Source organism: Aurantibacter sp. (genome assembly GCF_039941195.1).
In the GTDB taxonomy this organism is placed as follows: domain Bacteria; phylum Bacteroidota; class Bacteroidia; order Flavobacteriales; family Flavobacteriaceae; genus Aurantibacter_A.
The window spans coordinates 14,617-28,020 of sequence record NZ_JBDVFA010000066.1; the positions used below are offsets into that span (position 1 = coordinate 14,617).

The 13,404-nt window shown below is 34.9% G+C and carries 10 protein-coding genes; 7 read left to right on the forward strand and 3 right to left on the reverse strand.

The window, feature by feature from the left end; all coding sequences use genetic code 11:
• Position 1 precedes the first annotated feature (1 nt).
• From ABJF52_RS11450 to ABJF52_RS11470, 5 genes are all read left to right on the forward strand, one after another.
• Positions 2 to 1,711 (forward strand): phospho-sugar mutase, encoded by a 1,710-nt coding sequence (locus tag ABJF52_RS11450; protein ID WP_348150146.1) that lies wholly within the window; start codon positions 2 to 4, stop codon positions 1,709 to 1,711.
• Complete coding sequence (locus tag ABJF52_RS11455; protein ID WP_348150148.1) at positions 1,711 to 3,534, forward strand: ABC transporter ATP-binding protein; 1,824 nt, start codon at positions 1,711 to 1,713, stop codon at positions 3,532 to 3,534. The genes ABJF52_RS11450 and ABJF52_RS11455 overlap by 1 nt, the downstream gene beginning before the upstream one ends.
• Positions 3,535 to 3,639: 105 nt before the next feature.
• Positions 3,640 to 4,182, forward strand: coding sequence for an RNA polymerase sigma factor (locus tag ABJF52_RS11460; protein WP_348150150.1), 543 nt, complete (start codon positions 3,640 to 3,642; stop codon positions 4,180 to 4,182).
• A 32-nt stretch (positions 4,183 to 4,214) separates the two neighbouring features.
• Positions 4,215 to 4,733 (forward strand): hypothetical protein, encoded by a 519-nt coding sequence (locus tag ABJF52_RS11465; RefSeq protein WP_348150152.1) that lies wholly within the window; start codon positions 4,215 to 4,217, stop codon positions 4,731 to 4,733.
• Positions 4,726 to 5,172, forward strand: a complete 447-nt coding sequence (locus ABJF52_RS11470) for a hypothetical protein (protein WP_348150154.1) — start codon at positions 4,726 to 4,728, stop codon at positions 5,170 to 5,172. The genes ABJF52_RS11465 and ABJF52_RS11470 overlap by 8 nt, the downstream gene beginning before the upstream one ends.
• A 31-nt stretch (positions 5,173 to 5,203) precedes the next feature.
• Here ABJF52_RS11470 and ABJF52_RS11475 read toward each other — a convergent pair whose 3' ends face one another.
• Positions 5,204 to 6,232: an oxidoreductase gene (locus ABJF52_RS11475; protein ID WP_348150156.1), complete on the reverse strand. Its 1,029-nt coding sequence runs from the start codon at positions 6,230 to 6,232 to the stop codon at positions 5,204 to 5,206.
• A gap of 70 nt (positions 6,233 to 6,302) precedes the next feature.
• Here ABJF52_RS11475 and ABJF52_RS11480 point away from each other — a divergent pair, with 70 nt between their 5' ends.
• Positions 6,303 to 7,520, forward strand: a complete 1,218-nt coding sequence (locus ABJF52_RS11480) for a methyltransferase domain-containing protein (RefSeq protein WP_348150158.1) — start codon at positions 6,303 to 6,305, stop codon at positions 7,518 to 7,520.
• Positions 7,521 to 7,559: 39 nt separating this feature from the next.
• On the opposite strand, the gene ABJF52_RS11485 is transcribed toward ABJF52_RS11480, so the two are convergent.
• On the reverse strand, positions 7,560 to 8,048 hold the full coding sequence (locus tag ABJF52_RS11485; protein ID WP_348150160.1) for a helix-turn-helix domain-containing protein: 489 nt from the start codon (positions 8,046 to 8,048) through the stop codon (positions 7,560 to 7,562).
• Positions 8,049 to 8,303: 255 nt separating this feature from the next.
• On the opposite strand from ABJF52_RS11485, the gene purL reads away from it, so the two are divergent.
• The gene (gene purL, locus ABJF52_RS11490) at positions 8,304 to 11,987 is read left to right on the forward strand and encodes a phosphoribosylformylglycinamidine synthase (RefSeq protein ID WP_348150162.1); all 3,684 of its coding nucleotides are present in this window, start codon (positions 8,304 to 8,306) and stop codon (positions 11,985 to 11,987) included.
• Positions 11,988 to 11,994: 7 nt separating this feature from the next.
• On the opposite strand, the gene ABJF52_RS11495 is transcribed toward purL, so the two are convergent.
• Positions 11,995 to 13,266 (reverse strand): DUF3089 domain-containing protein, encoded by a 1,272-nt coding sequence (locus ABJF52_RS11495; protein WP_348150163.1) that lies wholly within the window; start codon positions 13,264 to 13,266, stop codon positions 11,995 to 11,997.
• Between the last annotated feature and the right edge of the window lie 138 nt (positions 13,267 to 13,404).

Sequence of the window (13,404 nt, forward strand, 5' to 3'; positions counted from 1 at the left end):
TATGGAAGACTTTATTATTACTGCCAAAAGCTGGCTAACTGATATTTTTGATACTGATGTAAAAGCTGAAGTTCAAAATTTAATAGATAATGATACCGACGAACTAAAAGACCGTTTTCATAAAAATATGGAATTCGGTACTGGTGGCATGCGTGGTTTAATGGGTGTTGGCACCAACCGTATTAACAAATATACTTTAGGTAAAAGCACACAAGGCCTTAGTAATTATCTAAAAAAAACCTATGCAGGTGAGGCTTTACAAGTAGTAATCGCTTATGATTGCCGTCATAATAGCGACACTTTAGCAAGAACAGTTGCCGAGGTATTTGCTGCAAACGGCATTAAAGTTTTTCTTTTTTCTGAATTACGAACCACACCAGAATTGTCTTTTGCGGTTCGTCATTTAAAATGTCATGCTGGAATTGTTTTAACAGCATCACACAATCCACCAGAGTATAATGGTTATAAAGTTTATTGGACCGATGGTGGCCAAATAGTACCACCACAAGATGGTGAGATTATTTCGGAAATAAACGGATTAAATTTTGAAGACATTAATTTTAATGGGGATGATAACCTAATAGAATTAATAGATAAAGAAGTTGACGAAGCATTTATGGAAGCTTCTGTAGCTAACGGAAGTTTTAATGCTGCTGGTAAAGATGATTTTAAAATTGTCTTCACATCATTACATGGTACTTCTATAACAGCAATTCCGGAAGTATTAAAACGAGCAGGATACAAAAATGTGACTGTAATTGAAGAACAGGCAAAACCAGATGGAAGCTTTCCAACGGTTAAATCTCCAAACCCAGAAGAACCAGAAGCGCTTTCAATGGCCGTTGCTAAAGCGGAAGAAATTGGTGCTGATATGGTCGTAGGTACCGATCCTGATAGTGACCGTTTAGGTATTGCAGTTAGAAATTTAGAAGGTAAAATGGAAATCGTTAATGGCAACCAGGCCATGATTTTGATGACAAAATTCCTTTTAGAAAAACAGAAGCAAAAAGGATTTAAGGGCAACGAGTTTGTTGCAACTACAATTGTTTCTACTCCGATGATGGAAGCCATGGCGAAAGCGTATGGTGTTGAATTCAAAACTGCACTAACGGGTTTTAAATGGATTGGAAAAATGATAAAAGACTTCCCAGAGTCTAACTTTTTAGGTGGTGGTGAAGAAAGTTTCGGATACATGGTAGGCGATTTTGTTCGTGACAAAGATGCGGTAACTTCTACCCTACTAGCTTGTGAAATTGCAGCCCAGGCAAAAGCAAATGGCAGTTCTTTTTACAAAGATTTAATCGATTGTTATGTTGATTATGGTTATTACAAAGAACATTTGGTTTCATTAACTAGAAAGGGAATTACAGGAGCAGAAGAAATAAAGCAAATGTTAATCGACTTTAAAGAAAATCCGGTTGAATCTGTTGCTGGTTCAAAAGTAAAATGGATAGAAGATTACAACACATCTATTGCTACTAACATCATCTCTGGAGAAGAGAAAGCCATTAACATACCAAAATCCAATGTTTTAATTTATGAAACTGAAGATGGTACACGTGTGGCCGCAAGACCAAGTGGAACAGAGCCAAAAGTGAAATTTTACATTAGCACCAACACTGTTTTAGACAATGCTGATGATTTTGCTACAGTTACAACAGAGATAAATGGTAAAATTGAACGTATTCTGAGTGAACTTAACCTCGGTTAATGGACTATTTTAAAAAAATCCTTCGCTTTGCGAAACCTTATAGCACTTATGGCTATCTAAATATTTTCTTTAACGTATTATACGCACTATTTAGTGCACTCTCTTTTGCGGCACTAATACCCATGTTAGATGTACTTTTTACACCCGAAAAAAAGGTGTTAACAGAGCCTGTCTATGAGGGTATGGCCCACATTAAAGATTATTTACAAGAATATATTAGTTATCGTGTTACTGCATATTCTGGTAATGATGATATGAAAGGCCTTGTATTAGTCATTGGTCTGGTTTTAATACTATTCTTGTTGAAGAATTTCTTTAACTATTTAGCCATGTACTTTATAACCTTTTTACGCAACGGGGTTTTAAAAGACATTAGAAATAAAATGTTTAGTAAAATTACCGAATTACCAATTTCTTATTATTCTGAAAAGAAGAAAGGTGATGTTATTGCCCGTATAACTTCAGATGTTTTAGAAATTCAGCATTCATTTCTTTCTATATTAGAATTAATTGTCCGTGAACCTTTAACCATATTGTTTACGATTATTATCATGTTTGGTATTAGTGCTAAATTAACATTATTCGTTTTTATTTTTATTCCAGTTGCAGGGGCAATTATTTCTCGCATAGGAAAATCACTAAAAAAGAAATCAGATAATGTTCAAAAAGAACAAGGACAATTTTTATCCATTGTAGAAGAAACCCTCGCTGGGTTGCGTGTGGTAAAAGCTTTTAATTCCGAATCGCGTTTTTATAAAACGTTTTCAAATTCAACACAACGTTTTTTCGATTTCAGTAACAAACTTTTAAACCGACAGAATCTAGCCTCCCCAACGGGTGAGTTCTTGGGTATCCTCGTTATAGGAGTTTTATTGTGGTTTGGAGGTAAAATGGTCTTGGTTGACAAAACCTTAGATGCCTCCTCTTTTATTGCCTATATGGGTTTAGCCTATAACATTTTAACTCCAGCAAAATCGATAAGTAAAGCATCATACGGAGTTAAAAGAGGGAATGCGGCTGCAGAACGTGTTTTAGAAATATTAGAAACTGAAAATCCGATTAGCGATACACCGGATGCCATTATAAAATCTAGTTTCGACAAAGGAATCGAACTAAAAAACATTTCATTTAAATATGAAGATGAATATGTATTAAAAGAATTCAACCTGCAGGTCCCAAAGGGAGAAACCGTTGCATTAGTTGGGCAATCTGGTAGTGGTAAAAGTACTATTGCAAATTTAGTTACCCGTTTTTATGATGTAAATGAGGGAGAAATTAAAATTGATGGTGTTGACATTAAGGACATGACGAAGCAATCGTTACGAAGTCTGTTAGGCTTAGTAACCCAAGATTCTATTCTTTTTAATGATACTGTTGCAAAGAATATCTCACTAGGCAACGAAAACGCTTCAATTGAAGAAATAACCGAGGCCGCTAAAATTGCCAATGCACATGAGTTTATTTCGGAATTACCAGAAGGCTATCACACTAATATTGGCGATAGTGGCAATAAACTTAGCGGTGGTCAAAAACAGCGATTGTCTATTGCTCGCGCCGTTTTAAAGAATCCACCAATCATGATTTTAGATGAAGCTACCTCAGCATTAGACACTGAAAGCGAGCGATTGGTTCAAGATGCATTAGAAAAAATGATGCGGAATAGAACTTCAATAGTCATAGCCCATCGCCTATCTACCATACAAAAAGCAAACAATATTGTTGTTTTACAAAAAGGTGAAATAGTAGAACAAGGCTCGCATGAAGAACTTTTGGCAAAAAATGGCACGTATAAGAAATTGGTAGAGATGCAATCCTTAGGGTAATAGCATTATATCAACTTTCTTTTTTAATAATAATTACATTATTAGATATCAAATTAAACCTTTTACTACTATTGAGGTCTAATAACTAAACACAAGAATTAAATATTGGTTGCAGAGGAAGACTTAGTAGCTCAATTAAAGCAAGCGGATACGCAATCTAAAGCTTTTGAAGTGCTTATAAATACTTATAAAGAGCGTTTATATTGGCATATACGTAGGATTGTGTTAAATCATGATGATGCTGACGATGTTTTACAAAATACTTTTATTAAGGTATTTAAGAACATAGATGGTTTTAAAGGTGATAGTCAATTGTATTCGTGGATGTATCGTATTGCCACTAATGAATCTTTGAGTTTTATGAAAACCAAAGCACGAAAATTAGGTGTCAACAATGAGGAACTCCATAATCGCATGGCTCAGAATTTACAGGCAGATGTTTATTTTGAAGGAAGTGAAATTCAACTCAAATTACAACAAGCCATTGCTACTTTACCTGAAAAGCAAAAATTAGTATTTAACATGAAGTATTTTGATGAGATGAAGTATGAAGAAATATCGAAGGTATTAGATACTTCGGTAGGTGGATTAAAAGCATCATATCACATAGCAGTAAAAAAATTAGAGAATTTTTTAAAAGAAGATTAAACCTTTTAACAATTTGATAGTCAAAGAATAAGATGAAAGCATCAAATAACAATAACGGATTTAAAACCCCAGAAGATTACTTCGAAAATCTTACGGGTAAGTTGCTCAGTAAAATTACTGAAGAGCAGTCTGTATTACCTAAAGGTGATGGTTTTATTGCGCCCGAAGGTTATTTTGATGGTTTACAAGAGAATATTTTACGGAAGCTTGACCTTGAAAAGGAAGAAACTAAGGTTATACAATTAAATCCGTATAGAAAATATTATTTCGCAGCAGCAGCCGTAGCGGCGGCATTCATTTTGTTTTTTGGACTCAATTTTGAGACGGAAAGCAGTCCAACATTTGAAGAATTAGCTGCGTCAGACATAGAAAGTTACTTTGAAAACAACGATATGGAGTTATCTTCATATGAACTTGCCGAAGTAATGTCATTCGATGAGTTAGATATAAGTGATATACTAGACAACCAACTTAATGATGACCATATCATTGATTACCTCGATGATAATATTGATTATTTAGAAGAATTAAATCTAGAAACAGATGAATAGCTTAAAAAACTTAACCGTAATAGTATTTCTGTTTATCACCACTGCTTTTTATGCACAAAAAAAAGATTGGGATAAAATAAAATCACTTAAAGTTGCCTATTTCACAGAGCAATTAGAACTAACAACTACAGAAGCTGAAGCTTTTTGGCCTGTGTACAATGCTTATGAAAAAGAGCGATATTCACTCCGAAAAAATGGGCTAGAGAAGTTAAAGAATAAAATGAAAGATGCTGACACCTATTCTGAAAAAGAAGCCAGCAATCTTTTAAATGATTATCTTGAATTTGAAGAGAAAGAGGAAGAGTTAGATAAAAAGTTCTATGCCAATATCAGCAAAAAAATTACGGCTAAAAAGACGCTGAAATTGATTCGTGCTGAAGAAGATTTTAGACGAAAACTAATTCGTGAATACAGAAAGAAACACTCGAATAAAAAGTAGCACCTTTAATTCCGTGATATTGCCCTAATTATTATCTGAAAATCAATTTAGAAATTCGATTTTTACCTGCTGCATACGCCACTGTGTCATTATGAAATCGAATAGTATAAAACGATTCTTCAGATAATTTTTGCCAGTTCGCTCCCCTATCATTAGAATATGATATTCCTGTAAAACCTAATGCTACTATTTCGTTGCCATTGGAATTGGGAATAAATTGAACACAACTTTTGTAATTCGGTTCTTGGCCATCAGCAATTAAATTCCACGTTTTTCCTCCATCAGTTGTCAATGCCTTATTCTGTTGATTTGATTCTGGTTTGGTATAATCGCCACCTATAGCAATACCAATTTTATCGTTATAAAAATCAATCGAATAAATTCCTTGAGTAGCTTCGGCATTAACAATAGGCGTTTCTTGAATTTCCCATGTTTTTCCTTTATCCGGAGAAAAATAAATACGACTACTGGTAGTCCCAATCCATGTTTTATCACCTTTTACTTCAATGTTCGTATTACTTGCTGCAAAAGCACCTTCTCCCGTGATACCATCAGGTAATTCATCACAAGATAATTTTCTCCAATGGTGACCACCATCTCGCGTTACTAGTACTGATAAGCATCCGTCCATAGTATCACCCACTGCAATACCCTCTCTATTATTCCAAAAGGTCATAGCATCATAAAAAACATTAGGATCACTTTCATCGTAAACCAAATCCATTACATCATCCTCACCGGTTTTATAAAGTAAGGCAGGGTTTGCTACAGAAAGCATAAAAAAGTCAGTCGCGTTGTGAGTAATCGCTCGATACTCTGGTAGAATAGTATCAAACTTTTGAATATTTGTTCTCACTTTTCCACTACCTAAAGCAATAGTACCAAAAACACCCTGATTCGCCGCAAATGCTAAGCTATTACCCATTAAATCAATTGCCCGAATGCTTAAAGAATCTTCATATAAGTTTTCCACGGAGACTGAAGAATAAGGAGTTTTCTGTACATTTTCAGTACATGAAACCAAACAAAATAGAATTAAAACAAGATAATAGTGCTTCATAAAGTAAAATTTATCAAAAATAAAAGGAATAGGCATGAATACAATACCTTTGCAAACTTAATTTACAAGAATGAAACTGCACAGAAATTTGGTTTTTGCCGTAATCGACGCTTTGAATTTAACATTTAATGAGGGAGAATATGCGGATAAAGTCATTCAGAAAGTACTTAAAATAGATAAGCGTTGGGGTTCGCGAGATCGTGGATTTATCGCCGAAACCACCTATGAAATGGTACGCTACAAAAGACTATATGCTGAAATAGCAGAAGTTAAAGCACCCTATAATCGTCAAGATCTATTTAGAATGTGGGCCGTTTGGGCAGTGTTAAAAGGAATAAAATTACCTGACTGGAAACAGATTGAACCCACGCCAGAGCGTCGTATTAAAGGTAGGTTTGATGAGTTATCGCAAATTCGTAAATATAGAGAAGCCGTACCAGATTGGATTGACGAAGTATGTGTAAAGGCGCTTGGAGAAAAATTGTGGACAGCAGAAATTGCCGCATTAAATCAGAAAGCAGAAGTAATTCTTCGTACCAATACTTTGAAGATAACCAAGGAAAAACTTAGGAAAACGCTTTTAGATGAAGGAATTGTCACAGAACCCATTAAAGGTTATGCCGCTGCTCTTCGCTTACTTGAACGCGCTAATGTTTTTGTAACTGATTCCTTTAAAAAAGGATATTTTGAGGTTCAGGATGCTTCCTCACAATTAGTTGCTGAATATCTTGATGTAAAACCCGGACAGCGTATAGTCGACACTTGTGCTGGTGCTGGGGGCAAATCGTTGCATTTAGCTGCTTTAATGGAAAACAAAGGGCAGTTAATTGCTATGGATATTTATGGCAGTAAATTAAAAGAATTAAAGCGTAGAGCACGACGAAATGGTGCACATAATATAGAACCTCGCGAAATTGATACTACTAAAGTTTTTAAGAAATTATATGGTAGTGCAGATCGTGTATTAATAGATGCCCCTTGTACTGGTTTGGGAGTAATTAGAAGAAACCCTGATACCAAGTGGAAAATGCAACCAGAATTCTTGGATAAGATTGTTAAGGTCCAGCACGATATAATTAGAAGCTATAGCAAAATTGTTAAACCGGGTGGAAAAATGGTTTACGCTACTTGTTCTATACTTCCAAAGGAGAATAACGATCAAGTTGTTTCTTTCCTAGCTTCTGAAGAAGGCAAAGATTTTACTTTAGTGAAGGAGAAAAAGATATATGCCTCTAAAGATGGCTTTGACGGGTTTTATATGGCCTTATTAGAAAAGGCGAATAAATAGATTATTCGCCTTTTGCTCATATAAATAATTTTTACTTTTTTATCCAAATAGTGATTGCTGAGCAGAATCTGCAGGAGCACTCGCTTTTGGTTTAGCTTTAGTCTTTGGTTTTGCCTTAACAGCTGGCTTCTTAACTGGCTCAGTTGCTACAGGTTCTTCTAGTATTGGCTCTTCCATTTCAAGGCCTCCATTTTGCTGCTTGTACCCCCATCTATTCATTGCTTGCACAAGTGGCAACAAAGATTGTCCTTTTGCTGTGAGTTCATATTCAACTCTTGGTGGAATTTCAGAATATACTTTACGAACTAACAATTCATCGCGCTCCAACTCCTTCAACTGCTTACTTAACATTTGACGGTTAATGCCTTCAACATTCTTAATAAGTATACCGAAACGGTTTAATCCTTTTGAAATACGATCCAATAAAATTGGCTTCCATTTTCCGCCAATATATTGCATACAATAGGTTATACTACAAGCATCAGAATTTAATGATACTCTTTTTGAGTTATTTTTAGTAATTGCCATATCTTTTATTTTAGGGAGAAGCAAATTAACATACTTTATTCAATAATCATACTGTTTTATTAAATTAAATATTAGTCATAAAAACATACCAATCATAATTCCCTAATAATCAATTTAATTGCTTTAAAATTATTTTTAACACCTAAAAAGAGCATCATTAACAATTGCTGTTTACAAGTGTTTTAAAAATACCTATTAGATATCGACTAATATCTTAAATTTGTGCTTTCTTAAATCTAACAATTCACGCTGTTCATGATTCACTTTTTCGGGGATGCAAGTACCAAAGTTTTTGCCGTTGAAACTACGCAAGAACTTTCACAAGAAAATACAGACAAATTAAATTGGTTGTTTAGCAACCAACCTAAAATATACGCGGCGTCAATTGACGCCTTTTTTGTTGGCCCTAGAGCTGCAATGATTACACCATGGAGTACCAATGCAACAGAAATAACTCAGAATATGGGTATTTCAGGGATTATAAGAATTGAAGAATTTAATAGCGTAAAGTCAGATTTTAAAGATTTTGACCCAATGCTTTCGCAAAAATTCGAAAGTTTACATCAAGATATTTTTAAAATAGATGTAGTTCCAGATGCTGTTAAAAATATAAAGGACATTGCTGCATACAACCAGCAAGAAGGACTAGCACTAAGCGACGAAGAAGTTTCATATTTAGAAGATCTCTCAAAAAAAATTGATCGCCCATTAACAGATTCTGAGGTATTCGGTTTTAGTCAGGTCAATTCTGAACATTGCCGTCATAAAATATTTAATGGCACCTTTATCATAGACGGTAAAGAAATGCCAAGCTCCTTATTCAAATTAATAAAAAAAACATCCCAAGAACATCCTAATAATATTGTATCTGCCTATAAAGATAATGTCGCTTTTGTAAAAGGCCCTAGGGTTTTACAATTTGCTCCAAAAACAGCTGACAAACCTGATTATTATGAAGAAAAGGAATTTGAATCAGTAATCTCTTTGAAAGCCGAAACACACAACTTCCCTACAACTGTAGAACCATTTAATGGTGCGGCTACCGGTTCTGGTGGAGAAATCCGGGATCGTTTAGCAGGCGGAAAAGGTTCTTTACCATTGGCAGGTACTGCAGTTTATATGACAGCATATTCTCGTCTTGAAGAAAATAGACAATGGGAAAAAGCAATGCCAGAAAGACCATGGTTGTATCAAACTCCAATGGACATCTTAATCAAAGCTTCTAATGGAGCCTCTGATTTCGGTAATAAATTTGGACAACCTTTGATTTCAGGATCTGTACTCACATTTGAGCATCAAGAAAATACAAGTACGGACAACCAAGCAGGAAGAAGATTAGGTTTTGACAAAGTTATAATGCAAGCTGGAGGAATCGGTTATGGAAAATCTGAACAAGCCTTAAAAGACACGCCTAATAATGGTGATAAAATAGTTATTTTAGGTGGGGATAATTACCGAATTGGAATGGGTGGTGCTGCGGTTTCAAGTGCTGATACTGGTGAATTTAGTTCATCAATAGAATTAAACGCAATACAACGTTCTAATCCCGAAATGCAAAAGAGAGCAGCCAACGCTATTCGTGGTATGGTAGAGAACGATGTAAATTCGATTGTATCTATTCATGATCATGGAGCTGGCGGGCATCTCAACTGTCTATCTGAGTTAGTTGAAGATACTGGCGGTAACATTGATTTAGACAAATTACCAATTGGCGACCCTACCCTATCAGCAAAAGAAATTATTGGCAACGAATCACAAGAACGTATGGGGCTTGTAATTGGTGAGAGCGATATTGATTTGTTAAAACGTATTGCGGAAAGAGAACGCTCACCAATGTATGAAGTTGGTGATGTTACCAATGATGACCGTTTTACTTTTGAATCGAAAACAACTGGTGAAAAACCAATGGACGTGCACTTAAGTGATATCTTCGGAAGTTCACCCAAGACAATCTTGACCGATACAACGGTATTAAGAACATACGATAATGCAGCATATTCCCTAGAATTTTTTCATGATTATTTAGATCAAGTATTACAGTTGGAAGCTGTAGGGTGTAAAGATTGGCTCACCAACAAAGTAGATCGCTGTGTTGGTGGTCGTGTTGCCAAACAGCAATGTGCAGGTCCCTTACAATTACCTTTAAACAATGTTGGTGTAATGGCCTTGGATTTTAAAGGAAAAGAAGGGATAGCTACAAGTATTGGTCACTCCCCTATTTCTGCACTTATAGATCCAGCTGCGGGAAGTAAAAATAGTATTGCTGAAGCATTAACCAATATTATTTGGGCTCCTTTGAATGAAGGTTTAAAATCGGTATCATTGTCTGCAAATTGGATGTGGCCTTGTAAAAATGAAGGAGAAGATGCTAGACTTTATAAAGCCGTAACGGCTGTATCTGAATTTTCAATCGCATTAGGTATAAATGTGCCAACCGGAAAGGATTCACTTTCCATGAAACAGAAATACAAAGATGGTGACGTTATAGCACCGGGCACCGTTGTAATTTCTGCTGCAGGTCATTGTGATAATATCAACAATGTTATTGAACCAGTATTACAAAAAGATGGAGGTGCAATTTATTACATTAATCTTTCGAAAGACAATTATAAATTAGGTGGATCTTCATTTGGACAAATATTAAATGTTATTGGTTCAGATACGCCTACTATTAAAGATGACGCCTATTTTAAAACTACCTTCAATACAATTCAAAATCTTATTAAAAAAGGTGAGATAATTGCAGGTCATGATGTTGCATCGGGTGGATTAATTACCACATTATTAGAATTATGTTTTGCTGATGTAGCATTAGGAGCTGAATTAAATCTTTCTGATTTATGCGAGTCTGACACCATTAAATTATTATTTTCTGAAAATTCAGGAATCGTGTTTCAAGCAAAAGATGCTTCCATTGAATCAGAATTAACAGCTGCAAATATTGATTTCAAAAAAATCGGACATGTTGTTTCGGAGTCACAGTTGACCATTAAAAATGGTGGTATGGAAATGGGACTTAATGTGACATCATTACGAGATACCTGGTTCAAAACATCGTATTTATTAGATGCAAAGCAAACGGCAAATAATCTAGCTACGGATCGATTTAATAATTATAAAGAACAACCATTAAACTATATTTTCCCTAAAGAATTTACAGGAAAATTATTACCAAATAAACAGCAAAGACCTAAAGCTGCAATCCTAAGGGAAAAAGGAAGCAACTCTGAACGTGAAATGGCAAACGCTATGTATTTAGCTGGTTTTGATGTTAAAGATGTACACATGACGGATTTAATATCTGGTCGTGAAAATTTAGAAGACATTCAGTTTTTAGGAGCCGTGGGTGGCTTTTCAAATTCCGATGTTTTAGGCAGTGCAAAAGGATGGGCTGGCGCTATTAAATACAATGAAAAAGCGAATACCATAATTAAAAATTTCTTTGCACGGCCTGATACACTTTCAATAGGCATTTGTAATGGTTGTCAATTATTTATGGAATTGGACTTAATTAATCCGGATCATGATACTCATGGAAAATTGACTTACAATGATTCCTATAAACATGAAAGTAATTTTACATCCGTACAAATTCAAAAGAACAATTCAGTTATGCTTTCTTCACTTGAAGGGACAACGTTGGGCGTTTGGATATCGCATGGTGAGGGCAAGTTTGAACTTCCACTAACCGAAGATAAATATGATATTGTAGCCAAATATGGTTATGAAGGTTATCCAGCAAATCCGAATGGTAGTAATTTTAATACTGCTATGCTTTGTGATGCCACAGGCAGACATTTAGTAACGATGCCACATATTGAACGTTCAACTTTTCCTTGGAATTGGGCGCACTACCCTAGCGATAGAAATGATGAAGTATCACCGTGGTTGGAAGCTTTTGTAAATGCTAGAAATTGGATTGAGAAAATTAATAAATAATCAATCCTTAGTTACAACTTGCTAATTTGGCATCAATTTGCTCCAGTAAGGGCCACAAATAAGTGGCATAATCTTTAGTATGATATCCCCAAAAATCAAAAAGTAGACTTTGCTCTTCAATTGCTAAGTCATTTATTCTTGGATCTGTGGATTCTGGGCTATAGGTAATATTTAATCCAATTTCTGTATTGGAATCTCGGCGCATACGAGATAAATACAAATTATCATGTGCTACAAAGTTAAAGCCATGATCTTCATTTACATTGCTAGAAAGTGCTATGTATCTTACATATTGTTGGTTTTCAGTTAAGTAATCTCCATCCATTATATACCAATCACTAGCTAAATTAACAGCACGATTAATAACGTCATATTTAACTAGTTCTTCATTAAACATTGGAAGCGTAGTTCTGGTGTCGTTATAAGTTTGTCCTTCTTCATAACTTCTCCAACCATGAACACAACCACATTCTTCAATTTGTTGACATAGCGAAATGTTCTCAAATTGCCCACCAACGTATTCTCCTTCTTTTGCATAAATATGTCCCATTCCCGCTAATGCAGCTGTTATTAATTTACTACGTAAATCAACATCTTGATCAAAAAGGTCACGAACTAACATCGACAATAAATAAGAACCTTGTGAATGCCCAGCTAATATTATTTTATTGCCGTCATTATAATTTTCTAAGTAATTAAGAAAAGCAGCTTTTATATCACTGTAAGATTGCATGATAACAGATGCTTGTAATACTTTACCAACATTTTCATCAAGGTAAGTGTTACCAGTACTTTGTCTATATTTAGGTGCAAAAACTCTACCGTATTTCGCTAAAAGACCTCCCTGAGCAATAATTGTAAAATTAATTCTTTCTGTAGGCTGATCTGCTAAGGCTACTACCTCAGCACTTTCCGGAGCATTATCTAAAATTGTTGGATGTACAAAAAACACATCAACACCTGTATCCGTTTTTGCGTTATTGGTTATTTCTATTGAACCATCTAATTCTAAATCCTTATTTACAATACCAATATCTAAATTATATAACTGTAAAAGGTTTATATTCTGCTCTGGGTGAAAAGCCCAATTGCTTAGCGAATTATAATCAATAGTAGATGTAGGTTGCTCAAGAGATGCTTCTTGCTCTTGATTTCCTTCTTCTGTTTCTTCAACTTCTTCTATTTCCTCCGTCTCCTCTTCAATAGATTTAGGCGTATCATCAGAGGAACATGCTACACAGAATACAAGAATAATTATGTAGAAAGGATTCTTTTTCATGGCTATATAAATAAGTGATACGGAATTCTATATTATTCATTTAATTCTCAAACGAAAAATTTCTGTATAAATTATAGCCATAACACTATTTTTAAGCCTATTACATGTTAATAAATAAAAGCCGAAAGATTATTAAAC